Source organism: Chryseobacterium pennae (assembly GCF_003385515.1).
Classification (GTDB): domain Bacteria; phylum Bacteroidota; class Bacteroidia; order Flavobacteriales; family Weeksellaceae; genus Chryseobacterium; species Chryseobacterium pennae.
This window is the reverse complement of sequence record NZ_QNVT01000001.1, coordinates 492,324-518,500: the sequence shown is the minus strand read 5'-3', so window position 1 is coordinate 518,500 and position 26,177 is coordinate 492,324. Positions and strand designations below refer to the sequence as shown.

Sequence of the window (26,177 nt, the reverse complement as noted above, 5' to 3'; positions counted from 1 at the left end):
TTTACTGCTTTAGGTCTAAAGCATAATTTACTATCTTTGCACAAAGAAATTTTTTTAAAATGACCATTAAAGAAAAACAGCAGGAAATAATCGACGAGTTTGCGTTTCTTGAAGATTGGGAGCAGAAATATGAGTACATCATAGACCTTGGAAAAGAACTGAAGGGGCTTTCGGAAGACAAGAAAACAGATGATAATCTGATCAAAGGCTGTCAAAGTAAAGTTTGGATAGATGCTGAATTTAAGGATGGTAAGCTTTTCTTTAATGCAGATTCAGACGGAATTTTACCAAAAGGAATTGTTTCTCTTCTGGTAAGTATTTACAGTGGACATTCTACCCAGGAAATCCTGGATTCTGACTTTGAATTTATCTCAGAGATCGGGTTACAGGAGTTTCTTTCACCATCCAGAGCAAATGGTCTGATGGCTATGACAAAACAGATCAAATTTTACGCAGTAGCTTATCAGCTGAAATCATAATCGTGACCAGAATTTTAGCATATCGTTTTTCTGCGTTTGGAGATGTTGCCATGACGGTTCCTGTTTTTAAGGAATTTTTAGAGCAAAATCCCGATGTGGAGATTATCATGGTTTCCAGGAAGAACTTTGAAGCTTTGTTTGCAGGTATTCCTAATGTTGTATTCAAAGGAATTAATGTAGATGATTATAAAGGATTCTTTGGACTGAGTAAACTTGGGAATGAATTGATCAAAGAATTCAAACCTGATTATATTGCCAATCTTCATGATGTGATCCGAACTAAAATTTTGGACAGAATCTATAGAAGAAAAGGATTAAAAGTTTTTAAAATAGACAAGGGAAAGGAGGAGAAAGAAAACCTTACGGATGTCTGGAACCTGGATAAAGTTCAGTTGAAAAAAACAGTTGAACGTTATGCAGACGTTTTCCGTGAAATGGGTTTTAAATTAGAGCTTTCTCACAAATTAAGACCTGGTTCAGAACATAAATCGGGAATTGGTTTTGCTCCTTTCGCTCAGCATAAAGGAAAAATGCTTCCGCTGGAAAAATCATTTGAACTGGCCAGGATTTTGGCTCAGAAACATACTGTATACTTTTTTGGAGGCGGTAAAAAAGAGACAGAAACCCTTGAATCCTGGGAGAGCAAGATTCCTAATACAAAAAGTCTTTCCGGAAAATTAAGCCTTACCGAAGAGCTTCAGAAAATCGCTGAACTGGAAGTAATGATTTCTATGGATTCTGCGAATATGCATCTGGCAAGTCTTGTGGGAACCAGATGTGTTTCTATATGGTGTGCCACGCATCCATATGCCGGTTTTTTAGGCTTCGGGCAGAGCGAAGAAGATGTGGTACAGGTAAAAGATCTTTCGTGCAGACCATGTTCGGTTTTTGGAGATAAAGAATGTTACAGAGGAGACTGGGCTTGTATTGAAGAGTTCAGCATTCAAAAAGTCGTTGAGAAAATCTGACATGATGAAGCTTTCAATCTGTATACCTGTCTATAATTTTGATGTCCGTGAATTGGTTTTTGATTTAGAAAAAGAAATTAACAGCCAGGAAATTGATGCTGAAATTATATTGATCGATGATGCTTCGAAGGAAGAGTTTAAGCAGACGAACAGAGAGCTTCAGAATATTATTCATCAATTTATTTTTCTTGAAAAAAATATCGGACGCTCCAGAATCCGCAATCTTTTTCTGGATTATTCTAAAGGAGAATATCTTTTATTTCTGGATTGCGATGGAAAAATCGTAGGAAAGAATTTCTTAAAAAATTATATACAGTTTATACAGGAATATCCGGATACTGAAATTATTTATGGAGGCCGGAAAGTTCTGGGTTCTGCATCCGGTTCGGATCATTATTTAAGATGGAAATTTGCTGTTGAGAGGGAAAATCTTTCAGTAGAATTGCGTAGAAAAAATCCATATTTAAGCTTTCAGACCAATAATTTTGTGATTCAGAAAGAGGTATTGAGAAAAGTAGGCTTTAATCCCGAATTTCAAAAGTACGGCTATGAAGATCTTCTTTTTGCAATGGATTTAAAAGCTGAACACATCAAAATAAACCATATTGATAATCCGATTCTTAATAATGATTTGGAAAGCAATATAATTTATCTGGATAAAGTAGAAGAGTCTGTGGAAAGCTTGTCTCATATGCTTAAAGATAAAACCCTGAATTCAAAATTAGCAGAAGTAAAACTTGTTAAGGTGTATAATAAGCTTAAAAATACACCTTTTAAGACTGTTTTAGAGTCATTGTTCACAATAGGAGAAGGAAACATAAAAAGAAGGCTTTCTAAAGGAGATGTGAACCTCCGCTATCTGGATATATATAAGCTTGGACTTCTTTTCAGGAAAATGAAATAAAATATGGAATCAGGCTCAAAAGTTGGGAGATAATATTGTCTGTATGTATGAAATTTAATTTGACACAAAGTTTTTAGCACCTTATCTTATAGTCTTAAGGAAGTAAAGAACGAAGTAAATAAATATCTACGAATCTTCTTTAACAAAAAGTATAGATTTGAACTAATCCCCAAGTTTTTGCGCTTGATCCGAAACGTATTTTATTTAATACTATAAAATAAAAAAAAACTCTCAGAAATCTGAGAGTTTTTGTGGGCCCTGAGGGATTCGAACCCCCGACCCTCTGGGTGTAAACCAGATGCTCTGAACCAACTGAGCTAAGAGCCCGAATTTTTTTTTAAAGGTTTCGTTTCCTTTTTTGTGGGTCCTGAGGGATTCGAACCCCCGACCCTCTGGGTGTAAACCAGATGCTCTGAACCAACTGAGCTAAGAACCCTCTAGACTTTGTTATTGTTTCCTCGTTTAGAGTGGTGCAAATATACAACTTATTCTTTAAACTCCAAATTTTTTTCTAAAAAATCTCCCACAACAAAGTTACTTCCACCAATAAAAATCATTTCTTCATTTGTACATCGTTCTTTTGCAGATAGATATGCTTCCTGTACGGAATTAAAAATTTTATAAAAAATTTTGGACTCCTGAAGCAGGTTTTCATAATCTTTGGGGTGTCTTCCCCTGTTGATGGATGGTTTGGCAAAATAAAACTCAGAATTTTCAGGAAGTAAACCCATCACTTCATCTATGTTTTTATCATTAACGAACCCCAAAATGATATGCTTGTGTCTGTCAATTGAATTTAATTGTGAAAAAACATACTCCAGACCTGCCTGATTATGTCCCGTATCACAAATCGTAAGCGGTTCCTTTGAGAACTCAAACCAACGGCCAATAAATCCTGTATTTTGATGAACGTTCAATAAACCTGTTTCCAGATTCTGATCTGTAATAGTAATGTGCAGCTTTTTTAACTCTTCAACAATAGCGAGAACCACCCGAACATTCTTTTGCTGATAATTTCCTTTCAAATCAGAGGAGAGATCAGTATGAAGCAGGGTAGCGTCTATAAAAGGAGCATGTTCCTTCAGTGCTTTTTCTTTGATGATTGCTTTTACAGTTTCATTGTCATCTCCTGAAATGACAGGGATGTTCTGTTTAATGATCCCAGCTTTCTCACTGGCAATTTCCTCAATAGTATTTCCTAATATATTCTGATGGTCAAGCTGAACATTTGTGATAGCAGAAACCAAAGGCTTAATAATATTGGTAGAATCCAGCCTTCCGCCTAATCCAACCTCAATAATGGCAAAATCTACCTGCTGCTGATAAAAATATTCAAAAGCCATGATCGTAGTAAATTCAAAAAATGACGGAAGGATTTCTTCAGGAATATTTTTAAGTTTTTGGATAAAATCAAAGACAAACTCCTTGCTGCAGTTTTTACCATTTACTTTAATACGCTCTGTAAAATCAATAAGATGAGGAGAATTGTACAGACCTACTTTATAACCGGCTTCCTGAAGTACAGATGCCAGCATATTGCTTGAGGATCCCTTTCCATTAGTTCCGCCAATGTGAATGCATTTTATTTTTTCCTGAGGGTTTCCAAAGTATATACACAGTTTGGTAATATTGTCAAGCCCTGGTTTATAAGCCTTTTGTCCATCTATCTGGTAGTTGGGCATTTGTATGAAAAGCCAATCAATAGCCTCCTGATATTGTTCATTTGTCATGATACAAAATTCTCAAAAGTTTTATGAAAATGAAACTATTTTTTTCAATCTGTAACTTTTTTATATTTACTTCGTCTAATAGGGAAAAATCTTAATATGAAATCGCAGTGATTTGTAAGTGCAAATACTGATGAAAATGACGCGATTGCATATGACCATTAAAAACAAATAAACATTTATATATGAAAAAAGTTTGGATTATCGTTTTTGGATTAGGTTGTCTGAGTGTGAACGCTCAGAAGAAATGGTCCTTAAAAGAATGTGTAAGCTATGCAGTGGAGCATAATCTTCAGGTTATCCAAAATCAATATAACAAACAAACTCAGGATGCCAGTCTTAAAATTGCTAAAAAAGGATATTTACCTTCTGTTTCTGCAAGTGTGGGGAATACGGTCAGCTTTGGACAAACCTCTTTCGGAACGGGGAGTTTAAGAAATGACAGATTCAGTAACAATGTAAATATTGGAGCTGATATCCTGGTATATAACAATGGCAGACTGGAGAAAACGGTTAGAAAGACTGAATTTGATTTGCAGGCAAGCCTGTACGATGTGGAAACGATTAAAAATGATATATCATTGCAGATCGCACAGCAATATTTAACAACATTACTGAATAAAGAAATTGTAAAAATATCTGAGAGTGCTGTTGAGAATGCTAAAAAACAATACGACAGAGCAAAAATAACAACAGCTGTAGGGACAACGGCGCAAACTGTTTTAGCAGAAGCGGAAGCAGCATTAGCAAGAGAAAAGCAAAATTTGAAAACGGCAGAGGTTAACGTGGGACGAAGCTTATTTGCAATGGTTCAGCTTTTACAGCTGTCTGATTATAAAGGATTTGATGTGGAAGATGTTGCGGTTTCAGATCAGCTGTCTCCCGAACTTAAATCTGTAGATGAAGTTTTATCTATTGCCTATGAATCCCAGCCTCAGATTAAAGCAGCAGAAAGCAGAATAAATTCTGCGGAAGCTCAGACTGAGGTTTCAAAAACAGCTTATTGGCCTACCATAACAGCAAGTGCAGGAGTAGGAACTTTCTATAATAACCTTTTAAATACCGATAATATTGGTAACGCGCTTGTTTACATTAAGGAAAAAGGTTTATTCAAGCAGTATAATGATAACTTTGGACAGCAGGCCAGTCTTTCTGTAAATATTCCTATTTTTAATAAAGGAATTACAAAATTGCAGGTAGAGCAGTCCAGAATCAACGAAAGTATTGCTAAAAATACATTGGAACAGCAGAAGCAGACGGTAAGACAGAATGTGCAGAAAGCACAGTTTGATGCTGATGCCAACTATGAGTCGTATATGGCAGCAGTAGAGGCAGAAAAAAGCTCAAAACTAGCCCTTGATTTTGCAGATAAAAGTTATGCAGCCGGAAAAACAACCATCTATGACGTTAATGTAGCAAGAAATAATTATGCAAATGCACAGGGATCAGTAGCACAGGCGAAATATAATTATCTTTTCAGTCTTAAATTATTGAATTTCTATGCGGGAATTCCACTAAGTTTATAAAATGTCTATCCAATCGTTAGAAAAATATTTACCACAAAATACACTTAAATATTTAAGAATTTGGTTTTCAGATTATTATATTCATATAAAAGTCACAAGAAACAGGAATTCTAAACTGGGAGATTACAGAAAGCTCCCGGATAATTCTCATGAAATTACGGTAAACTCTACGCTTACTCCACAGCTTTTTTTCTTTGTGCTTACTCACGAGCTGGCCCATCTGATCGCTTTCGAAAAATATGGTAGAAGAATCTCTCCGCATGGCAATGAATGGAAAGAAACTTTTAGAAATATGCTGGTTGAAAGTCTTGAAATTTATGATGAAGAGTTGAAGCCTATTATCATAAAATTTTCAAAATCACCAAAGGCTAATTTTATGGCTAGCCCTGATCTGGTAAGATATTTTCATACTGAAAAACAGGATGATAGCCTCCATTTTATCGAGCAACTTCAAAAAGGCGAATTTTTTATATATCGCAACGAAAAGTATTTATTAGAAGGTCTGATTAAAAAAAACTATCTTTGTAAGAACCTGGCTACTGGAAGGAAGTATTCTTTCAAGCCTTTAGCGAGGGTAGAAAAATGTAGCTAAGAATGTTAAAATCAGATAGATACTGTGTGATAATGGCGGGAGGAATCGGTAGTAGATTCTGGCCGATGAGCACGCAGAAATTTCCAAAACAGTTTCAGGATATTTTAGGAACAGGGCGTACCATGATTCAGCAAACTTATGACAGAATCAGTAAAGTAATTCCTAAAGAACATATATTCGTAATTACGAATAAAGAATATGTGACACTTTCCCATCAACAGCTTCCGGAAATTCCGGAAGAAAATATTGTGGGTGAACCTCTGATGAAAAATACAGCGGCATGTAATCTGTACATGGCGAATAAAATTGCTGAAATAAATCCGAATGCTACCATGATCGTTCTTCCTGCAGATCATCTGATTCTGAAAGAAGAGGTATTTCTAGAAAAAGTATTGTTGGCATTTGACCTGGCTTCCAAACATGACTATCTGGTAACATTGGGAATAACACCTACAAGACCTGATACGGGATATGGGTATATTCAGTTTGTAGAAAAGAAAAATTCAGAATATTTCAAAGTAAAAACATTTACAGAAAAGCCGATTCTTGAGATTGCCCAAAGCTTTTTAGATAGCGGAGATTTTCTCTGGAATGCAGGAATCTTTATCTGGAATATCAAAAGCATTCATCATGCATTCGAGATGTATCTTCCTGAGATGACGCAGCATTTTATGGCGTGCGAATATAACTCAGAGAAGGAAAACAGCTGTATAGAAACCATTTATCCAAAGGTGCAGAAAATTTCCATTGATAACGGAATTTTAGAAAAAGCAAAAAACGTGTATGTTATTCCATCAGATTTAGGTTGGAGTGACCTTGGAACATGGACGTCTGTCTATGAAAATACGGACAAAGACAAGGATGGAAATGCAGTGAAACTGAAGCATTTGCTTTCTTACAACTCAAAAGGAAATATTATCCGTTTAAAAAACAATAACAAGGCAGTCATAATTGATGGTCTTGAAAATTATATTGTAGTAGATACTGATAAGGCACTTCTTATTTGTCCCAGAGACAACGACCAGCTGATCAAAGATTATGTACTGGATCTGAAAAGTTTTAAGAAAGGAGACAAATTTATGTAGTATTTGGTATCTTTTATGCTTATTTTTAGGCTATGATTAAATGTACACTCCGATTCACGACTTTAGTACTTTTACTTTTTACAGTTCTGGGAAATGCCCAGGAAAAGAAAAAGTTTTCAAGTATCTCCAATATATTACAGAGAATAGAGCCTGACGATAAGGTAGACTCCTGGGTTCTGGTATACAACAGCTATGGAAAAGGGGAGGAGATCAAAGTTTCCGGAGGGAAGATAAATTATACACCTCAGTTTTCCGGATTTAATATGTTTCCTAGTGAAGACAGTTTTTATTATATAGTCTATTCTTCAGGTGGAAAAATTAATTACATACTTGATACTGAAGCTTTAAAAGTTTTTGTAGGAAAAATTGATAATGTTCAGGAGGCTGCGATAATATTGGCTGCTGATGGCTATATGGTAGACGAGGAGTTCAAGGATCTTGCAGGGAATTATCATGAAGATCAGAAGAATTATTATCTGGATCTTGGAAAATTAACATCAAAGGAATGTCCATATCAGAAAACACATTATACATTAACGGTAAGTAAGGCTACCGGGCTTGTATCGAACGTGAAAGATAATGGAACCTATATTGAGCTTTACAATAAAAAATGTGCTAATAACCCAAGACTTTTAAAAGTCGAGAAAAAAGAAGAACCAAAGACTGATGAGCCTAAAAAAACACCCAAACGCAGATAATACTTATGAAACAGAGCGTTTAATACTTCGCCCTATGTCTGCTGAAGACAGAGATTTTATTTTTGAACTGTATAACAGGCCAAAATTTATCCAGCATATCGGCAACCGAAATGTGAATACTGCTGAAGACGCTGAAAAATATATTCTGAACAGATTTGCTCCACAGATTGAGAGACTTGGATATGGAAACTATCTTTTAATAACTAAAGATAATAATGAAAAAGTTGGAGCTGTGGGAATTTTTGAAAGAGAAGGGCTTGATGTGGTAGATATTGGCTATTCTTTATTGGAAGAGTTTGAAGGAAAAGGCTATGCTTTCGAAGCAGCCCAAAAGGTAAAATCTATTGGAATGGATGAGTTTGGATTGTCAAAAATATCTGCAATTATTTCAAAAGATAATCTTTCTTCACAAAAGCTGATCGAAAAATTAGGATTGAAGTTTATGAAATATGTTACCCTTCCCGGAGAAACGGAAGAGTTGAATTATTACGAAACAGAATAAAAATCAAACGTTACACCATAAAAAATCCACAAAATTCTTTGTGGATTTTTTCTTTTTATCAGGGCCGAAAATTATCCTTCTAAAATTTGTTCGGCAGCAGTTTTGGAGGTTACTTTTTCAATAACCCTTGTACAAACTCCATTTTCATCAAAAATAAACGTGGTTCTTACAATTCCCATATAAGTCTTACCAAACGTCTTTTTCTCCTGCCAAACCCCGAATTTTTCAATAATATCACGGGTTTCATCGGCAATAAGATCATAAGGGAATGCGAATTTGCTGTGAAAGTTTTTCTGCTTCTTTACAGAGTCTCCACTTACTCCCAATAGCTGGAATCCTGCCTGTTCAAGCTTGGAATAATTATCACTCAGATTACACGCTTCAACAGTACATGTTGGAGTACTCGCCTGAGGATAAAAGAAAACAACTAGCTTTTTCCCGATTAATTTTGGTGAAGATACAGTTTCTCCATCCTGGTTTATTCCTTCAAATTGAGGTAATTTATCTCCAACTTTCAGCATAATGATTTAATTTTGTTCAAATTTAAGGGTAAAATGACAAAAAAGCAAAGAGCAGAGCTCGTTCAGATAGAACTGGATAAATTATATCCTACAACACCTATTCCTTTGGATCATACTGATCCTTATACTTTAATGGTTGCTGTTGCCCTTTCTGCACAGACAACAGATAAAAAAGTAAATGAAGTTACCCCAAACCTTTTTGAGGTTGCCGGAACACCACAGAGAATGGCGAAGCTGGAAGAATTTCAGATCAAGGAATTGATTAAAGAAATAGGATTATCCAATACCAAAGCCAAAAATTTAAAGAGAATGGCTGAACTTTTACTTGAAAGACATGATGGTATTGTTCCGCAGACTTATGAAGAATTAGAGGCTCTTCCGGGTGTAGGACATAAAACGGCATCAGTAGTGATGAGCCAGGGTTTTGGATTTCCTGCTTTTCCTGTAGATACACACATTCATCGCCTGATGACACAGTGGAAACTTACTTCCGGTAAAAATGTAGTGGAAACAGAGAAGGATGCCAAGAAATTATTCCCGGAAGAAGTATGGAATAAGCTTCATCTTCAGATCATTTTCTACGGAAGAGAATATTCTCCGGCAAGAGGAAAAGGAGAGAAAGATTTTATTACCAAAATGATGTTTGAAAAGTAAAAATCCTGATTTTGTACAAAATAAAATTCCCCTTCAAAGAAGGGGAGGATTTTTGCTTAGCAAAAATACAGGTCGTTTATAATAATGATTAAATATCCAATAATCTTCTATGGTAATTAATCTGTCCTAAATGATAATCCAAATGGGTAATAAGATGAATCAGAAAGTAACCGGTTGTCATCGTATCTTCAAAAACAACAAGTGGATATTCCTTTTCCATTTCAGTTTCCGGAAGCTGGCTTAAAACAGAGTCTATCATGGTCGTCATTGCTTCAATTTTTTCAATCAGTTCTGTTCTGGGAATATCTTTTAAAGAAAATTCAAGGTCACGATGCCTTACGTAACCTGTATTTCCCAGCTGTGTCCCTATAAAATGATTAAGATTTCCTATTAAATGAAGACATAGATTTCCTGCGGAATTGGAAATGTTTTTGTCAGTCTTCCAGAGGTTCTCTTCGTTTTGATAAGCTTCTATTTCGGATTTTAATTTGTGCAGGTCTCTTTGATAAAGAGAGCGCAAAGGTGCTATTATCATGGTCGTTGGTTTTAAAATTAAAAAATGGGACCGTTTAAAAAAGTCCCATTTGTATTTTATATTACTTCTGTTTTTTAGCCCAAAGCTCCATCTTTCTGTTCAAAACATCCAATGGAAGGCATCCCTGACTTAATACTTCATCATGGAAGCTCGCCAGGTTAAATTTGTTACCAAGCTCTTTCTGATATTTTTCTCTCAGTTCACGGATTCTTAAAGACCCGATTTTATACCCTAAAGCCTGTCCCGGCATAGCCATATATCTTTCTACTTCAGCTACTGCTGCTCCCTCATCATAAGATATATTGCTCAGGAAGTATTTAATAGCTTCTTCTCTGCTCATTTTTCCGGTGTGTAAACCTGTGTCTATCACTAGTCTTACTGCTCTCAGCATCTGATCGCTTAAATATCCCATTTTCTGGTAAGGGTTAGTATATAAGCCGAATTCAGGACCTAAGGTCTCACAATAGTGCGCCCATCCTTCGCCATAGGCTCCAAACCACCCGAATCTCATGAACTTCGGAAGTTTTGTATTCTCCTGTTGTAGAGAAATCTGATAATGGTGCCCTGGAATCGCTTCATGTAGGAATAAGGATTCCATTCCTGAAGTTACATTGAATTTGGTAGGATCGGGTAGCGGAACGTAGAAAATTCCTGCTCTTTTTCCATCAGGAGTTCCCGGAATATATTCAGCACTTGCACTGGCTTCTCTGAATTTTTCTGTCTGTCTGATCTCAAACTTTGTTTTTGGAGTCACATTGAACATGGTCTTCAGCTTCGGTGTAATCTTCGTCAGAATACTGTTGAACCCATCTAAAACCTCCTTAGAAGACTTATAGGTCATTGCTTTTGGGTCTGTTTTCACAAAAGTGATAAACTCTTCTAATGTGCCGGAAAAACCAACCTGCTGCTTTACTTTTTCCATTTCTGCACGAAGCATAGCAACCTGCTGTAATCCAATCTTGTTGATCTCATCTGGAGATTTTTTCGTGGTTGTCCAGCTTTTGACATAATAGCCGTAAATTTCATTTCCGTTGGGAAGACTGTTATATCCATCTGTATCTCTGCCTTTGGGTAAATATTCTTTTTCAAGGAATGTTCCCATTTTGGTATAGGCAGGAATTATTTTTTTAGTAATGACATCTTTATAAAGTGCTGAAAATTTATCTTTTTGTGCTTGAGTGAAGTTCTTCGGGAAGTTTTTAACAGGTCCGTAGAAAATGTTTTTTTCCATATCCTGAGTGGTAATTTCCTCAGCTTTCATTTGTGGAATCATTTTAACAATCAGCTTTTTAGGCAAGACAACCTTATTATTAATTCCTTCGCGGAAGTTATCTGCAGCGGCATCCATCCATTCCGGGAATTTTTCCATTCTCTTCAGCCAGTCACTATAGTCTTTTTCTGTCTTGAAAGGCTGGCTTCCCTGCCCGCTTCCATACAAAGGAAAGTTCAAAGGAAGGCCTCCGAACTGAGTGAACGGGATATATTCCGGGTGATAGGCATACGCTTCAATTTTATCCTTTAAAGTATAATCCAATACATCATATACCACTTTATCCTCATCAGAAAGTGCTTTGTAATCTACATTTTCAAGCTGCTTCTGTACTGAATTGTAAAAAGCCACTTCTCCTGAGATGAAATCTTTATCAATATTGATGGGAAGCTGATCATTGTATCTTAGATCTCCCTGAGATGTTGCAGCTAAAGGGTATAGTTTAAGATACTGCTCATAATAATTGGATGCAATAGAATCCAGGTTGGTAGGGGTCACCTTGGTAAGGGGAGAATCTGTCTTTTTGCACGAAGCAAGACCGATCATTAATCCTAGTCCCAGAATACTTTTCGATAAAATATTTTTCATTTCAGAATCTTTATAAAGCAAAAGTAAGTATTATTGGGTATTTACACCCATATCCGAATTGATTTTAAAAAATAATTTTCAAAATCCTTTTCACATTAAATCAATTTTTTATCTTTGTCTAAAACGTTTAACAATCATATTATTACAGTTCTTTTTTTAAGAAAAAATGAAAGGGATTTTAAAAATTTACCATCCGGAGGAAACGCTAAAATACAATATCAGAAATACTTATTGTAAAGCAGTTTACAGCAACCAGCAGCATTTTTTAGAGGTTGAAATTATTACGGATGACGGTTTGGATCACGTAGACGATGATTCATTACAGTACAACTTTCCGCAGCTTTCACTTGAGATCTTCGATTTTCCTATCGACTCTGCGGAAATAGAAGGAAAAACAATCAAAATCAATGATTCTGACGAAGAAACCTATACCGAGGTTGATCTTTTCGATGATGAAGATGCCTATGTCTATGACAATGAGCTCTTTTTCGAAAAGAATGAAGAAGGTGAGCTTCAGGTGATCTGGAAGGGAACTATTGATGATTTCTATACCGGATCCGATACTCCTATTCCTTTTAGGTTAAAATGCGAGTTCAGGCAGGATGATATTGAAGTAGACGAAGACTAAACACTACTATCATTCTTTTTAGTATCAAATTTCTTTTCAAAATTTCTTTTGGAAAGAAATTTGCTGTTCATAAATCCTAACAAACTTTAAGTTGTTTTTAAGCAATTTTTAAGAGAGCAATTCATAATATTCCACTACATTTGTCGTTGAAACTTTAATAAAATTCACATTTAATGCTGTTAACGGAACTTTCTCAGATTTTATTTGCACAAATCACTACCCCTGCAGTTGCCGCAGACAATTTAGAATTTTCATTCTGGAAAATTATGTTCCACGGAGGAGCCTTCGCTAAAATAGTGATGGCAACCGTATTGCTGCTTGGAGTATTTTCTCTGTACCTGTTTTTTGAAAGATTTTTCTTTATCAAAAGGCTTACCTCAAAGACAGACTCCAACTTCATGAATAATATTGAAGATTTTATCAAGGAAGGGAAAATAGAAGCCGCTGCTGATTATTGTAAAACACAGAACTCTCCGGAAGGAAGAATTCTGGAAAAAGGAATTTCAAGACTGGGACGTCCGGTTTCTGATATTGTAAGTGCAATGGAATCTCAGGCTCAGGTAGAAGTGGCCAATATGGAGAAAAACCTGAATCTTTTGGCGGTAGTACCAAGTATTGCACCAATGTTGGGACTTTTGGGAACAGTAATCGGGATGATTATTGCTTTCTTTAATCTATCCCATGCATCCGGATCTTTCTCACCAAAAACACTTTCGGAAGGTATTTATACCGCCTTAGGGCAAACGGCTGTAGGTCTTGCAGTGGCAATCCCCGCAAACTTCTGCTACAATATTCTTTTGACAAGGATTGATAAGTTTGTACTGAAGGCACAGAATATGTCTGGAGAATTTTTAGATCTTATCAATAAACCTTTATAAATCTTTCCTAAGATGAAAATTCAGAGAAGAAATAAAGCGAACCCGGAATTCAGTTTAGCAGCGATGACAGACGTTATCCTGTTGATGCTGATCTTCTTTATGATTACCTCTTCTGCCGCCAACCAAAGTGCGATAGAGGTAAATCTGCCGAAAGCCGGGGCTGTTGAAGATAATATTCCCAATCCTGTGGTAGTAAGTATTAAACCGGATGGGGCTTATTTTGTAGATGACAATCCGGTGAACAGGGGAGATCTGGAGAAGATTATTGTAGATAAATTAACAAGTCAGACCAATAAGTCTTTCACCATCAGAGCCGATGAAAATACCATGCATAAAGATGTTGTTTTTGTAATGGAAATCGCTGAAAAACATAAATTTAACATTGCTATTGCAACTGTTAAGGATAAATAATAAGTGTAAGAATCATTTTTTAGGATGAGAAGCTATACAGCAAACAAAAACGAGGAGAACCGGGACAGAATAAAAAGTGCATTGCTTTCTATTCTTATATGGTGTGCCATCCTGCTTTTTGTTTTTTACTATAAATTGAAACCGGAACTGGATAAAGAACCTGAGGTTATCACCACCATGCTGGTTAACTTTGGAGACAACAGAAACGGAAATGGAGCTGAAGAACCTGCTGAACAGCCCGGAAGTTTGGCTGCTGCTACAGAAGAAGTAACTCCTGAACCAGTAGAAGTTCCTGTTCCTGAAACGAAAGCCGAAGTAAAACCGGAACCTGTAGTGAAACCAGAACCAAAGAAAGTGGAAACTAAGGAGAAAGTTATTACAGGAAACAGTTCAAAAAATACGGTTCCTAAAAAGGAAGAATCTAAAAAAGCTGTAAAAAAGGAAGCCACCAGTGCAAGTGCTTCTAAAAATACTAAGAAATCAGGAGCCGCAAAAGCCAATTCAAAGACCGGAAACGGTGACGGGCAAGGAAATGCTGCTATCGGGAAGTTTCTTGGTGGTAAAGGACAAAACCCAGGTGGGCAGGGAGACGGAAAAGGTCCTGGAAATGCAGGAGATCCATTAGGTGGAGACGGAAACGGCGACAGTAAAGTGGGGATTGATAGAAAACTGGTAGGATACATTCCCGGAACGATGGGAAGAGGAGGAGCACAACCTTCTCACAGCTGTACTGCCAGCGGATCTATTACAGTTGCCTACACTGTAGATAAAGCTGGAAATGTAGTATCTGCGAGAAGAGCAGGAGGAATTTCCGATCCTTGTGTATCATCTACATCCGTTAGCTGGGTGAAGAAATATGTAAAGGCTGAGAAAGCCAACGTATCTTCCAGCGGAACATATAAAATTACATTCTAAAATAGAAAAAAGCACTTTATTCAAGTGCTTTTTTTAATTCATTTATTCTGTTGATGACCGGAAGGGCAAAGATTCCACTAGTTTGTAGGTAAAGCTCATAGAATGTTTTGGCCTTATCCTGAAAATCTTTATTCTGATCTTCTCTGCTCTTAAAGTAGAAAAGGTTTCCAAGCATTTCGTAATAGTCTTTATGGTCTCTTTCTTGTCTTTCATTGACAAGCGTGATCACTTCTTCTTTTGTCATTGAAGATACTTCTGTAAAATTCATTTTGAAAATATCTCTCATGAGAGTATCAAAATCCAGTTCTTTCTGTAGTAAACTTTCTTCAGGCTTGTCCAGGATCAGTTTTTCTAATGCCTGAGTCAGTTGACGAATAAGTCTTAGGGTGAATTCTTTATCTGTAATCATATACTGATATTTATTTTAATTAAAAGTTTAAATAATCTTCTGTTTGAGTGAGTTCACTCCATCTGGCAGAAAGAAATTTTGCGTAATTATAAGGGGGAATTCCATAGGTTCCCAAAGAATGTCCGTCATTTACTTCTACCAAAATTGTTTCTCCATTTTCATTTACTCCGAAATCCAAGGCATAAGAACGAGGCTGGGACTGAAATGCTGAGATTGCATTCCGAACAATTTTTAAATCAATTTTTTTATCCCATTCTCCTTTGTATCTTCTGATGTCCAGAATTTCTTTATATCGAATAAAGCACCTCCATTCCGTTTTAAAATCGATCAGTTCAGAACACCATATTCTAATATCATTTTCCGGATCAATAAGACCTACAAAATCCATTTCGTTTTTGATTACCTTACCTGCGAAAAGCTTTGTTTCCGTTTGTGGTTTTATGAAAATGTTCCAGTTTTTGCTGTTGAATGTTTCATTGATGGTTGAATCCCAGATCTTTCTTTTTAAATAGGCTTTCAGTTCTGCAGGATAATCAATCTCTTTATTTTCACGAATGATATTTAAATTTTGCAGACGTTTTCTAACATTTAGAATACCTCCAACGATAATATGCTCAGGGTTGTTATCAGAAATTTCGCCTGAGTCTATGAATTTTTCAACCTCGAATCCAAAGTTTTTAAAGCCTTCATACGCTGTAAATGCATTCACATTATAAAACTCACCATCTTTATTTGTCTGAATATATGCTTTCATAGCGTAATAAGGTTAGGCAAAAAACAAATAAGCAAGTGCTATAGAGGTAATAATACCTACCAAATCCGCCAAAAGCATAGCAATTACCGTGTATCTGGTATTCTTAATGGCTACAGCGCCAAAATATACCGCAATCACGTAAAATGTAGTATCTGAACTTCCCTGAAGAACAGCTGCTAGTTTCCCCTGGAAGCTGTCTGCTCCAAAAGTTGACATCGTATCTACCATCATTCCTCTAGCTCCGGAACCGGATAAAGGTTTGATTAGTGCAGTTGGAAGTCCGTCAACGAATCTTGGATCAAGGTTGGCTGTATAGGCAACCCACTTCATTCCATCAATGAGTACATCAAAAACTCCGGAAGTTCTAAGAAGGGAAATAGCGATTAGCATTCCAACCAAATAAGGAATAATCTTTACGCAGGTTGTGAAGCCTTCTTTAGCGCCCTCAATAAAGGCATCAAAAACGTTGATCTTTTTATAAACGGCTCCAAGTACGATAGCAAGGAAGATAAACAGAATAAGACCATTACTTAATACCTTACTGAAGTCGTCAAGTTCATCTTTGCTCAATTGCACCAGGTAAACAACTAATAAACCGATAATTGCTGAGATTCCACCTACATAAGCAATTACTACCGGACGGAGAAGATTGATCTTCTGATATAAAGAAACAATAATCATAGCTGCTAAGGTTGCCGCAAAAGTAGCAATCATACAAGGCAGAAAAATATCGGTAGGTGTTTTTGATCCCATCGAAGCTCTGATTGCAATAATGGATACCGGAATAAGGGTCATTCCTCCTGCATGAAGACACAAAAACATAATCTGTGAATTGCTGGCGGTATCTTTATTGGGATTTAAAGTCTGGAGGCTTTCCATTGCTTTTAGTCCGAAAGGAGTGGCTGCATTGTCCAATCCCAGAAGATTGGCACTGAAATTCATCAGCATATGCCCGAATGCCGGATGGTTTTTAGGGATGTCTGGAAATAATTTAGAGAAAAACGGTTGAATGAACCGGCTTAAAAGATTGATCCCGCCTGCTTTTTCCGCAATACTCATGAACCCCATAAAAAGAGTCATAATTCCAATCAGGCCAATGCATATTTTTACAGCTGTTTCTGAAGTTCCGATGACACCATCCGCTTCCTGAACACGGTAAACGTTTACATTTTGTTTTAAAGAATCTGTTTTATAATGAATTCGGCTTTCTGTAAAATAATTTTTCTTCATCAGGTTATCCTTCACAACAGGGGAGAAGGTATTCATAGGCTGAGTGGCAACCTTCACCGTATCACCACCTTTCCCAACAACCATATCATTGAAAATGGTTTTGTAATTATCTGATGAAATGTATTTTATACTGGCAATGGCAATGGCAATGATAATGAAAGCCGACCAAATTCTGCTGAGAACCATTCGATTGATTTAATTGTTTAAACTTATCAAAAATACTTTAAACTACAAAAGTTACAAAAGAATTAAACACTTAAGTTTTTGAGAAGTGAGAAGGATTCTGTTGATAACAGTCTCAAGCTATTGAAAATCATTTGTTTTAACGCAATGTTCGCAAAGATTTTTATAGGAAGATGTATATTTTTCGTTCGCAGTGGCGTTAAGACTTAGCAGAGAACACTAATTAGATTCCCTTGCCGAATGAAATGCCCTTGCGCTCAAAAAATATGTATAAAGTTTTATAACTTCTTTGCGTATTCTTAGCGTTTGAAATAGAAAATATTACTCTTCCAGATAAACAAGATGACCTTCAAAATCATCATTCAGGTTTTTCAGCACCTTAGCATTATCCATTTTTTTAACTAACCCTTCTACAAAAAAGCTTTTTTCGAAGAATTGGCGGTGAATTCCTGGTAATAGTTCCATGAAATAATCCATTCCGAATTTGTTATTATGGAGATCCATTTTAGTTTCCAGAGGTTGATTGGGAAATAGTTCTTCATGCATATCTGTCATTCTTTTACAGAAATCCAGTGCTTTTTCAGGTGAGGAAATTTTACAGCAATACATCATGATGAAACAACACCAGAGTGCATGCCTGAAAGCATTTCCTATGCCATTGTTAGATGCTGTTTCAGGGAATTTTGCCTGTGCAATGGTAAATGCTTTCACGGTAGCATGAAAGCTGAGTATGGCAAAAAGAGGATGGGGGAGGATAAGAGATAAGAGACGGATGATCTTCTTAAAACTCATGCTCCGGATGGTATTGAAAAATATCTTAAAAGTCCTCATAAATAAAAATCTCTCCCCAATTAGAGAGAGATTGTATTGTTTTTGTTACAGAAACTATGCTTTTACAGCTAATAAATTAACGGTTTTAGCAACAGTGTCCTGAATTTCAGTTCTTTTTACAATGAAGTCAACAAATCCTTTTTCCTGTAGGAATTCGGAAGTCTGGAAACCTTCCGGTAAATCTCTACCGATCGTTTCACGAATTACTCTTGGTCCTGCAAAACCGATAAGAGCTTTCGGTTCAGCCATAATGATATCAGCAGTCATTGCAAAAGATGCTGTAATCCCACCAAAAGTTGGGTCACACAGATAAGCGATATATAAAAGACCTGCTTCTGAAAGTTGAGCCAATTTAGCCTGCACCTTAGCCAATTGCATCAAAGAATAGGTAGCTTCCTGCATTCTTGCTCCTCCGGACTGACAGATGATCATATACGGAAGTTTGTGCTTGATACAGTAGTCTACAGCTCTTCTGATCTTTTCACCCATTACAGAACCTAAAGATCCACCAATAAAAGCAAAATCCATACAAGAAACTACCATTTCAGTTCCTTTTACAGTTCCTACAGCGTTTCTGATAGAATCCGTAAGCTTGGTTTTAGCTTTTACTTCTTTTAAACGGTCTTTATAAGGTTTTGTATCCTTAAAGTTTAAGATATCAATACTTTCAACATTGGCATCCAGTTCGGTAAATTTACCACCGTCAAAAAGGATGTCAAAAAATTCCGCACTTCCTATTCTTACATGAAATCCATCTTCAGGAGAGACGTAATTATTTCTCTTTAATTCCTCATGCTCCACAACTTTTCCAGATGGAGTCTGATGCCACAGGCCTTTGGGAACGTCCTTTTTTTCATCAGTAGAGGTGGTAATGTTTTTTGCTTTTCTTTTAAACCAGTCGAATGCCATTTTTAATTGTATTAATGTATAAATGTAAAATGTACCAATGTAAATGTACTCCTTATGATTACTTTTTACATCGGTACAAATGTACAGTTCTTATTTTAAAGTATTTACGTTATTTAAATCTTCAAATGCTTTCACCAATCTTGTAGAGAATGTATCCTCACCTTTTCTTACCCAAACTCTTGGGTCATAGAATTTCTTGTTAGGCTTTTCTTCTCCTTCAGGGTTTCCGATCTGAGCTCTTAAATAATCAATATTGTTTACCATATAGTCTCTAACGCCTTCTGTGTATGCAAACTGAAGGTCAGTATCAATATTCATTTTGATTACTCCGTAGTCAATTGCTTCTCTGATTTCTTCCAAAGTAGATCCTGATCCTCCGTGGAATACGAAATTGATAGGCTTGTCAGCTGTTCCGAATTTTTCCTGAACATATTTCTGAGAGTTGTCTAGGATTTTCGGGGTAAGAACCACGTTTCCTGGCTTGTAAACTCCGTGTACATTACCGAATGCAGCAGCAATCGTAAAGTTGTCAGAAATAGCTCTTAATTTTTCGTAAGTATATGCTACATCTTCCGGTTGAGTATATAGTTTAGAGTTATCAACGTCTGAGTTGTCAACACCATCTTCTTCACCACCAGTTACTCCGATTTCTACTTCAAGAGTCATCTGAAGCTTAGCCATTCTTTCAAAATACTGAGCTGAAATCTCAAGGTTTTCTTCTAAAGATTCTTCAGAAAGGTCTAGCATGTGCGAAGAGTAAAGAGATTTTCCTGTCTGCTTGAAGAATTCTTCGTTAGCATTCATTAATCCGTCGATCCAGGGAAGTAATTTCTTTGCACAGTGGTCTGTGTGAAGAATTACAGTTGCTCCATAAGCTTCAGCAAGAGTATGAATGTGTCTTGCTCCTGCGATAGCTCCTAAGATTGCAGACTTTTGTCCGTCATTGCTTAATCCTTTCCCTGCATTGAAAGCAGCTCCACCATTTGAAAACTGAATAATTACAGGAGAATTTAATTTCGCTGCAGTTTCCATCACAGCGTTTACGTTGCTTGATCCAATTACGTTTACTGCAGGTAATGCAAATTTGTTTTCTTTAGCATACTGAAAAATATCAGTAACTAACTGACCTGTGGCAACTCCTGCCGGAAAAATTCTGCTCATGTTTTACTTTTTATTATAAATTTATTAGGTGCTTAATTTCGTGTAAAGGTAATCATTTTTAAGAAATCATTAATTTCTTTTGTCGCGTCCCCAAAGCAGCTTCTGACGGATGGTTTCGTAAAAGCTTAGATTGTTGGGCTGTACCAGAAGAAGCTGAAAATCGGCTTTCCTGATGATGATTTCCTTATCGGTCTCAATATGGATCAGTCTGGAGTCTAAAGAAAGAGAGTATTGTGGTACCCTGCTTTCCACTCTGAATTTGATCTCCACTTTGTCGTTTACTACTAAAGGTCTTACATTCAGGTTGTGAGGAGCGATAGGGGTGATGACAAAGTTTTCGTTATTGGGAGAAATGATTGGCCCACCGCAGCTTAAAGAGTAAGCAGTAGATCCGGTTGGCGTTGAAATGATCACTCCGTCTCCCCAGAACACATTTAAAAATTCATTGTTAATATAAGAGTCTACCGTAATCATGGAAGTGGTCTCTTTTCTGGAAACCGTTACATCATTCAGTGCATAAGGAAAAAATCCTTCCAGATTTGGAGAAACTACTTCAATTACTGATCGGCGGCTTGTTTTCACATCTCCTTTAAGGATTGAATCCAGTTCTTTAAAGGCTTCCTCTTTGGTGAAAAAAGCCAGAAATCCTAATCTTCCGGTATTTACTCCTACGACCGGGATCTCAAGATCTTCAATGAATGTCAGTGAATTCACAATAGTTCCGTCACCGCCAAAGGTAAAGAAAAGGTCTACTTCCTTATCCAAAAGATCCTGTTTACTGTTGAATGTTTCGAAAATCTTCGAAAACTGAAGAGCTTCAGCCATTTCATCATACAGAACAGATTTTACACCTCTGGTTTCAAGTTCAGAGATAAACTTGCTTAAATATAAAAAAGTATCAAGATCTTTTTTCTGAGAATATATGGCTACCTTCATGTTATATTTCTATAAATTTTTGGAAAAAACCGAATCGGTCTTTAAACAGATCGGATTTCTCATCAGAATAGTATTTTTCAACAATTCTGTAATCGTACCGGTCAAAAGTTGAGTCTATCGAGGCCAGGTTTTCATTGCTGATCTTGATGGTGATGTGGATCACTTCATCAGACATAAAGCTTATAAAACCACCGTAAAATTTCGAGTTATTACTTTCCACAATATTGGCAATCTCCGTCATGGAATATTTTCTGGAAGGAGTTTCTACAGTAAGAATAGCTCCTGATTCTGAAAATAGGGGATAACGGGAAAGATCCTGGAAAATATCATCACAGGTAATATAGCCCAAATACTTTTCATTCTTATTAATCACCGGGATTACATTAGAATTGAAAGTATAAAACAGGCGGATACTATCCATAATATTATGGTCATCCAAAATGGCAAACCGCTCGATCTGATGCTCAAGTTCCTTCAAAGTTCCACCATCTTCTTCGTATAAAAAGTCCTTTGCAAGGGCTCCGTAAAAGTGATGGGATTTTTTGATGAAAATATGAGAATATCCGAAATCTTCCAACATATTTCTGGCCGACTCTATAGAGTCCGACAGGCTAAAACATGGGAAGTCTTTTGAGATATAGTCCTTGATAAACATTGTGCTAATTTATAAAAAATTAAACGAAACTTTTTCTGAAAACACGACTTTTTTTAAGGTAAAACAAAAAAAATGCCGTTAAAATTTGTTTGTAAAGAAAAAAAAGGTACCTTTGTCGCCTTTCATTTTTACTTTTTATTAGATTTATTTCAAACTGCACTGTCTACTAAGGACATATGCAGTTTTTTTATTTTAGGGCTTTCGCAAACTCCCACATTACAATTCCGCCACATACACTCACGTTAAGAGAATGCTTGGTTCCAAGCTGTGGAATTTCCAGAAATACATCAATATTAGGCAGTACCTCATCACTTATTCCCTCTACTTCATTGCCTAAAATCAGAGCGTATTTTTTAGACCTGTCAATAGTGAAATCTGTAATCATCTGACTGCCTGTAGTCTGTTCGATTCCTATGATTTCATATCCTTTACTTTTCAGTTCTGAAATTGCATTGTTGGTATCTTCTTCATGAGACCAGTCTACACTTTCTGTTGCTCCCAGTGCTGCTTTGTGAATTTCGCGGTGAGGCGGCTGTGGCGTAATTCCGCAAAGGATTATTTTTTCAATTAAAAAGGCGTCTGCCGTTCTGAAAGCTGCACCTACATTGTGCATACTTCTGATATTATCTAAAATGATGACCAACGGAATTTTTTCAACTTTCTTAAATGTTTCTACATCTATTCTGTTAAGTTCCTCCAGTTTTAGTTTCTGTACCAATTGTATTATTTTGTTGAGATTAATTTTCCGTCTTTATAGACCTCTGTTTTTTCAATGCTGCCGTCTTCGCGGTAATGGACTCTGTTACCATTCCATTTGTCATTGGCAAATTCTGTTTCACGTTGTACTTTGCCTGAATGATAAAATACTTTCCATTTTCCGGTGGCAAGTCCGTTTTCATAATTCCCGATCTGCTTTATTGATTTTCCGTCTTTATGAAAGAGTTTGGTTTCTCCATGCAGTTTTGCAAATTTATAGTTGGAGACTTCTTCCACAACTCCCTTTGGAGAATAGAAGGTAGCGGTAAAACTATTATCATAAATGTTTTTGTCTCCATTTCTATACACTTCCTTCGCGGTAAGAGTTCCGTTTTTATCATAGTAAGACCATTCTTTTACTTTGAAATCTTTTTTGAACTCGCCTTTTGCATTTACTTTTCCGTTATCATGATAAAAAACAGCATCACCTTCTTTTTTTCCTTTCTTCCATTCAATTTCGGTTTTTACCTGCCCGTTGTCATAGAAGTCTTTGCAGTTTCCTTCCTGTAACCCGTCCTTATATCCACATGGTTTCTGGGCCAAACCCATGATAGAAAAAGAGAAAAACAATAGAAAAATGTATTTCATAGCTATTTTTATTTCAAAAATAGTAAAATACTTATATTTGATTCAAAAATATACTATGAAAAATTTATTCTCTTTATTCATACTGGTGTTTGCCTTTTTACCTTCACAGGCACAAAATACCTATTATCCTCAAGCTTTCTTTGATAAAAAACTAGCCCGTGATATGCTGGCATTCGGAAATTCAACGATTGAAGGGGTAGCTTCTACCAAGCAAAAAAATAATTGGGGCATAAAACCATTGCTTGGACAAAAACATTATGCTCCTAAGGGAACAGTTATTATGCTTTTTCCTGTAACTCCTTATTTTGAAGAGTTTTATAGCATGAGAAAAAAGTATGAAAATAAGAAGACTACAGTTTATATGTCTGAAGAAGCTTTTAAATACAGAGTGGAGGCTTTAACAGATGATCACGGCCGTTTTAAATTTGAAAAACTGAAACCAGGGAAATACTATCTTGAAACCATTGTAAACTTTACAGCAACGGCGAGTTACCAACAGCAAACGGGAACTTCAGATGCCTATAATGGATACGGGGGCTATCTGTATTCCACTCCCATATATAGCACCTTTTTTTACGGATATGACGCTGCCAACAGAGAAAGTAAATTTGTTGAGATAAAAGCAGACGGAGAACTTAAAGAAATCAACCTTTAAAAGGTTGATTTTTTATTTCTTGCTCATAATCTGATGAACATTTTTCTCAATATTCTGGGCTATGGTCTCCATTGGAATGTCATTCTCATCATTGTTGAAAGGGTCTTCAATTTCCTCGGCAATCATCTCAAGACTCATCAGTACATAATACACAAAAACAGTAAGTGGTATCATGAAAAGGCCTATCGTAATAACGTAAGCAATAGGAAGGGCAAGTACATATAGGATGATGAATTTTTTTATAAAGGATGAATAAGAATAGGGAATGGGTGTGTTTTTAATTCTTTCACATCCGCCACATACTTCCAGGAATCCAGAAAGTTGAGTGTCCAGGTACAACATTTCAATCTCTGAAATCTTTCCTTCTTTCTTTAATTGGTTAAGCTTATGACTTAAAAGAATAAGAATTTCACTAGGTCCATGGTTTTTCAATGATTTTTCAATTTCTGTATAATCTTCATCTAATGCCAGGCGCGTTGATTCCTTAGAAAGGTGTTTGGCTAAAAAGTGAGGAAAGTATTTTAAATATCTTGAAATCTGTTCTGCATCCTGACGGTTATCTCCAAGAATGGTATTGATTTTTATCGCAAAGTTGCGGGTATCGTTCACTAGTTTTCCCCATAGTTTTCTTCCTTCCCACCATCTGTCATAGGCCGTATTGGTGCGGAATACAAGCAAAAGAGAAAGGACAAACCCCAATAAAGAATGGATCATTCCTACATTGCTGATTCCTGATTTTGCAGTAAGATGAAAATATCCCACTTCCAGATATTGAATGCCCCAGGAATATAATCCCACCATAATCATGCTTGGAAAAAGGATTTTCAGGGTGTCGCTTTTATGTAAACTGAAAAGGATTTTAAGGAAATGTTTCGTGTTGTAGACTCTCATAAATTCGCTTAATATCACAAATATAAATTTTTCAGAATAAAGTAGGAAGTCTGAAGGTGGAAGAGGAAAGTTATTGAGGTCGAAAAGTAGGTTTTAAGCTTTCCATTAATAATTTTCTATTGAATGGTGTATTATAGGCACTTACAGACAAATAGAAACTTCCAGCCTCCTTCTTCCAGCTTCCAACTTAACAATCTTAATTTTCGCAGTTTTCAAAAAAAGACTATTTTTAATTCGCATTAAATACAAAGTACATGATCCTCGAAAACGTAGATATAGTCAATGATATCAGTAAAGAAGATTTTCAGAAGAACTATTTCAAAAAGCATAAGCCTCTTTTAATCAAGAATTTTGCAAGCCGTTGGGATGCTTTTGATCTGTGGAACCTTGCTTATATCCGTGAAAAGGCAGGCGATCAGAATGTTCCTTTGTATGACAACAAGCCTGCTGATGCTGCTAAAAGCTCTGACGCTCCGGTAGCTAATATGAAAATGAGGGATTATATTGATACAATAAAAAGGAAGCCCTCGGATCTCAGGATCTTTTTCTACATCATTACAGACAGGTTGCCTGAAATGCTTAAAAACTTTACCTATCCTGATTTGGGAATGAAGTTCTTTAAAAGGCTTCCTACTTTATTTTTTGGAGGAAGTGAAGCACATGTGCTAATGCATTACGATGTAGATTTGGGTGATTTTATGCATATCCATTTTGAGGGGAAAAAGAGAATCTTATTATTTGATCAGAAACAGTCTCCATTTTTGTACAAAGTGCCTTTATCTGTTCATACCATCTATGATGTAGACTACGAGGATCCTGATTATGAGAAGTTTCCGGCACTGAAATACGCAAAAGGATATGAAATCTTTATGGAACATGGAGATGCGCTTTTTATTCCGGGAGCGTTCTGGCATTTCAACAGATATCTTGAACCGGGTTTTTCTCTGTCACTAAGAGCATTACCGAACAAACCAAACGTATTTGCCAATATGCTGTACCATGTCTTTATCATGAGATACACAGATAAGCTTATGCGCAAACTATTTAAAGCCAAATGGGTTGATTATAAGAAAAAATGGGCCTTTAAGAAAAGCAGTGAGGCGTTGGAAAAGTATCTGCAGAAAGGAAATTAGTCTGAAAGGATTGAAGATGGAGGCGGGAAAAAGTAAGTTATTTTTGTCGAAACCTCAGGGTAAGTCTTTCATAAAAAATATTTGATTCTTATATCCAATGTTGCATCATTGTCAGTGGCTACGCCGAATCTTTGATTTCTGACATTTGGAAGGATATAAAAGATTCTTCCAGATGTTTAGAATGATAAGTAGATGTTTACAGACA

General features: G+C 36.3%; 30 protein-coding genes and 2 tRNA genes. 15 read left to right on the top strand and 17 right to left on the bottom strand.

From position 1 onward, the window contains the following. Positions 1-59 precede the first annotated feature (59 nt). The 3 genes from DRF65_RS02420 to DRF65_RS02410 are packed head-to-tail and all read left to right on the top strand — an operon-like array spanning position 60 to position 2,351. Entirely contained in the window at positions 60-479 is a 420-nt protein-coding gene (locus DRF65_RS02420) for a SufE family protein (protein ID WP_115968567.1), read from the top strand. Between the two features lie 2 nt (positions 480-481). After that, positions 482-1,447, top strand: coding sequence for a glycosyltransferase family 9 protein (locus tag DRF65_RS02415; protein WP_228438465.1), 966 nt, complete (start codon positions 482-484; stop codon positions 1,445-1,447). A gap of 1 nt (position 1,448) precedes the next feature. After that, positions 1,449-2,351 (top strand): glycosyltransferase family 2 protein, encoded by a 903-nt coding sequence (locus tag DRF65_RS02410; protein WP_228438463.1) that lies wholly within the window; start codon positions 1,449-1,451, stop codon positions 2,349-2,351. A 252-nt stretch (positions 2,352-2,603) separates the two neighbouring features. Here the strand turns inward: DRF65_RS02410 and DRF65_RS02405 are convergent. From DRF65_RS02405 to DRF65_RS02395, 3 genes are all read right to left on the bottom strand, one after another. Next, positions 2,604-2,678, bottom strand: a tRNA-Val gene (locus tag DRF65_RS02405). 34 nt (positions 2,679-2,712) lie between these two features. Next, a tRNA-Val gene (locus DRF65_RS02400) sits at positions 2,713-2,787 on the bottom strand. Between the two features lie 49 nt (positions 2,788-2,836). After that, positions 2,837-4,081 (bottom strand): bifunctional folylpolyglutamate synthase/dihydrofolate synthase, encoded by a 1,245-nt coding sequence (locus tag DRF65_RS02395; RefSeq protein WP_115968564.1) that lies wholly within the window; start codon positions 4,079-4,081, stop codon positions 2,837-2,839. A 182-nt stretch (positions 4,082-4,263) separates the two neighbouring features. Here DRF65_RS02395 and DRF65_RS02390 point away from each other — a divergent pair, with 182 nt between their 5' ends. From DRF65_RS02390 to DRF65_RS02370, 5 genes are read left to right on the top strand one after another with little or no spacing between them, the layout of a single operon-like run. Further along, positions 4,264-5,604, top strand: coding sequence for a TolC family protein (locus tag DRF65_RS02390; protein WP_115968562.1), 1,341 nt, complete (start codon positions 4,264-4,266; stop codon positions 5,602-5,604). A 1-nt stretch (position 5,605) separates the two neighbouring features. Next, entirely contained in the window at positions 5,606-6,196 is a 591-nt protein-coding gene (locus DRF65_RS02385; protein ID WP_115968560.1) for a SprT-like domain-containing protein, read from the top strand. Between the two features lie 2 nt (positions 6,197-6,198). Continuing rightward, positions 6,199-7,281: a mannose-1-phosphate guanylyltransferase gene (locus DRF65_RS02380; RefSeq protein ID WP_228438461.1), complete on the top strand. Its 1,083-nt coding sequence runs from the start codon at positions 6,199-6,201 to the stop codon at positions 7,279-7,281. A 32-nt stretch (positions 7,282-7,313) separates the two neighbouring features. Continuing rightward, positions 7,314-7,979, top strand: a complete 666-nt coding sequence (locus DRF65_RS02375; RefSeq protein ID WP_115968555.1) for a hypothetical protein — start codon at positions 7,314-7,316, stop codon at positions 7,977-7,979. Beyond that, positions 7,948-8,481, top strand: a complete 534-nt coding sequence (locus DRF65_RS02370; RefSeq protein WP_115968553.1) for a GNAT family N-acetyltransferase — start codon at positions 7,948-7,950, stop codon at positions 8,479-8,481. The genes DRF65_RS02375 and DRF65_RS02370 overlap by 32 nt, the downstream gene beginning before the upstream one ends. Positions 8,482-8,552: 71 nt before the next feature. On the opposite strand, the gene bcp is transcribed toward DRF65_RS02370, so the two are convergent. After that, positions 8,553-9,002: a thioredoxin-dependent thiol peroxidase gene (bcp, locus tag DRF65_RS02365; RefSeq protein ID WP_115968551.1), complete on the bottom strand. Its 450-nt coding sequence runs from the start codon at positions 9,000-9,002 to the stop codon at positions 8,553-8,555. 33 nt (positions 9,003-9,035) lie between these two features. On the opposite strand from bcp, the gene DRF65_RS02360 reads away from it, so the two are divergent. Continuing rightward, a complete protein-coding gene (locus DRF65_RS02360; RefSeq protein WP_115968549.1) occupies positions 9,036-9,656 on the top strand; it encodes an endonuclease III domain-containing protein in 621 nt (206 codons plus the stop codon). A gap of 88 nt (positions 9,657-9,744) precedes the next feature. Here the strand turns inward: DRF65_RS02360 and DRF65_RS02355 are convergent, their stop codons facing one another. Both DRF65_RS02355 and DRF65_RS02350 read right to left on the bottom strand, forming a co-directional pair. Next, a complete protein-coding gene (locus DRF65_RS02355; RefSeq protein WP_185148445.1) occupies positions 9,745-10,191 on the bottom strand; it encodes a DinB family protein in 447 nt (148 codons plus the stop codon). Positions 10,192-10,252: 61 nt separating this feature from the next. Then, positions 10,253-12,049: a DUF885 domain-containing protein gene (locus DRF65_RS02350; RefSeq protein WP_115968548.1), complete on the bottom strand. Its 1,797-nt coding sequence runs from the start codon at positions 12,047-12,049 to the stop codon at positions 10,253-10,255. Positions 12,050-12,215: 166 nt separating this feature from the next. Between DRF65_RS02350 and DRF65_RS02345 the strand changes: the two genes are divergently transcribed. From DRF65_RS02345 to DRF65_RS02330, 4 genes are all read left to right on the top strand, one after another. Beyond that, complete coding sequence (locus DRF65_RS02345; protein WP_115968546.1) at positions 12,216-12,677, top strand: hypothetical protein; 462 nt, start codon at positions 12,216-12,218, stop codon at positions 12,675-12,677. Positions 12,678-12,850: 173 nt separating this feature from the next. Beyond that, positions 12,851-13,555 (top strand): MotA/TolQ/ExbB proton channel family protein, encoded by a 705-nt coding sequence (locus tag DRF65_RS02340; protein WP_115968545.1) that lies wholly within the window; start codon positions 12,851-12,853, stop codon positions 13,553-13,555. A gap of 12 nt (positions 13,556-13,567) precedes the next feature. Continuing rightward, positions 13,568-13,966: an ExbD/TolR family protein gene (locus tag DRF65_RS02335; protein WP_068941092.1), complete on the top strand. Its 399-nt coding sequence runs from the start codon at positions 13,568-13,570 to the stop codon at positions 13,964-13,966. Between the two features lie 24 nt (positions 13,967-13,990). Then, a complete protein-coding gene (locus tag DRF65_RS02330) occupies positions 13,991-14,881 on the top strand; it encodes a ferric siderophore ABC transporter substrate-binding protein (protein ID WP_115968543.1) in 891 nt (296 codons plus the stop codon). 16 nt (positions 14,882-14,897) lie between these two features. On the opposite strand, the gene DRF65_RS02325 is transcribed toward DRF65_RS02330, so the two are convergent. From DRF65_RS02325 to DRF65_RS02280, 10 genes are all read right to left on the bottom strand, one after another. Next, complete coding sequence (locus tag DRF65_RS02325) at positions 14,898-15,290, bottom strand: hypothetical protein (protein ID WP_115968541.1); 393 nt, start codon at positions 15,288-15,290, stop codon at positions 14,898-14,900. 19 nt (positions 15,291-15,309) lie between these two features. Beyond that, complete coding sequence (locus tag DRF65_RS02320) at positions 15,310-16,044, bottom strand: ATP-grasp domain-containing protein (RefSeq protein ID WP_115968540.1); 735 nt, start codon at positions 16,042-16,044, stop codon at positions 15,310-15,312. Between the two features lie 12 nt (positions 16,045-16,056). After that, the gene (locus DRF65_RS02315; RefSeq protein ID WP_115968538.1) at positions 16,057-17,460 is read right to left on the bottom strand and encodes a nucleoside recognition domain-containing protein; all 1,404 of its coding nucleotides are present in this window, start codon (positions 17,458-17,460) and stop codon (positions 16,057-16,059) included. 318 nt (positions 17,461-17,778) lie between these two features. Further along, on the bottom strand, positions 17,779-18,288 hold the full coding sequence (locus DRF65_RS02310) for a DUF6973 domain-containing protein (RefSeq protein WP_115968536.1): 510 nt from the start codon (positions 18,286-18,288) through the stop codon (positions 17,779-17,781). Between the two features lie 54 nt (positions 18,289-18,342). Then, positions 18,343-19,197, bottom strand: coding sequence for an acetyl-CoA carboxylase, carboxyltransferase subunit beta (gene accD / locus DRF65_RS02305; RefSeq protein WP_115968535.1), 855 nt, complete (start codon positions 19,195-19,197; stop codon positions 18,343-18,345). Between the two features lie 90 nt (positions 19,198-19,287). Further along, positions 19,288-20,358, bottom strand: coding sequence for a class II fructose-bisphosphate aldolase (gene fbaA / locus DRF65_RS02300; RefSeq protein WP_115968533.1), 1,071 nt, complete (start codon positions 20,356-20,358; stop codon positions 19,288-19,290). Positions 20,359-20,427: 69 nt separating this feature from the next. After that, positions 20,428-21,294, bottom strand: a complete 867-nt coding sequence (locus DRF65_RS02295; RefSeq protein WP_115968531.1) for an NAD kinase — start codon at positions 21,292-21,294, stop codon at positions 20,428-20,430. Between the two features lies 1 nt (position 21,295). After that, complete coding sequence (locus DRF65_RS02290) at positions 21,296-21,949, bottom strand: CBS domain-containing protein (RefSeq protein ID WP_115968530.1); 654 nt, start codon at positions 21,947-21,949, stop codon at positions 21,296-21,298. Between the two features lie 187 nt (positions 21,950-22,136). Further along, the gene (locus DRF65_RS02285; protein ID WP_115968528.1) at positions 22,137-22,667 is read right to left on the bottom strand and encodes an RNA methyltransferase; all 531 of its coding nucleotides are present in this window, start codon (positions 22,665-22,667) and stop codon (positions 22,137-22,139) included. Between the two features lie 5 nt (positions 22,668-22,672). Continuing rightward, on the bottom strand, positions 22,673-23,293 hold the full coding sequence (locus DRF65_RS02280) for a toxin-antitoxin system YwqK family antitoxin (RefSeq protein ID WP_115968526.1): 621 nt from the start codon (positions 23,291-23,293) through the stop codon (positions 22,673-22,675). Positions 23,294-23,348: 55 nt separating this feature from the next. Here DRF65_RS02280 and DRF65_RS02275 point away from each other — a divergent pair, with 55 nt between their 5' ends. Further along, the gene (locus tag DRF65_RS02275) at positions 23,349-23,948 is read left to right on the top strand and encodes a hypothetical protein (protein ID WP_228438459.1); all 600 of its coding nucleotides are present in this window, start codon (positions 23,349-23,351) and stop codon (positions 23,946-23,948) included. A 12-nt stretch (positions 23,949-23,960) separates the two neighbouring features. Here the strand turns inward: DRF65_RS02275 and DRF65_RS02270 are convergent, their stop codons facing one another. Then, positions 23,961-24,857, bottom strand: a complete 897-nt coding sequence (locus DRF65_RS02270) for a bestrophin family protein (RefSeq protein WP_228438457.1) — start codon at positions 24,855-24,857, stop codon at positions 23,961-23,963. A gap of 236 nt (positions 24,858-25,093) precedes the next feature. Here DRF65_RS02270 and DRF65_RS02265 point away from each other — a divergent pair, with 236 nt between their 5' ends. Further along, a complete protein-coding gene (locus DRF65_RS02265; RefSeq protein ID WP_115968522.1) occupies positions 25,094-25,972 on the top strand; it encodes a cupin-like domain-containing protein in 879 nt (292 codons plus the stop codon). Positions 25,973-26,177 lie beyond the last annotated feature (205 nt).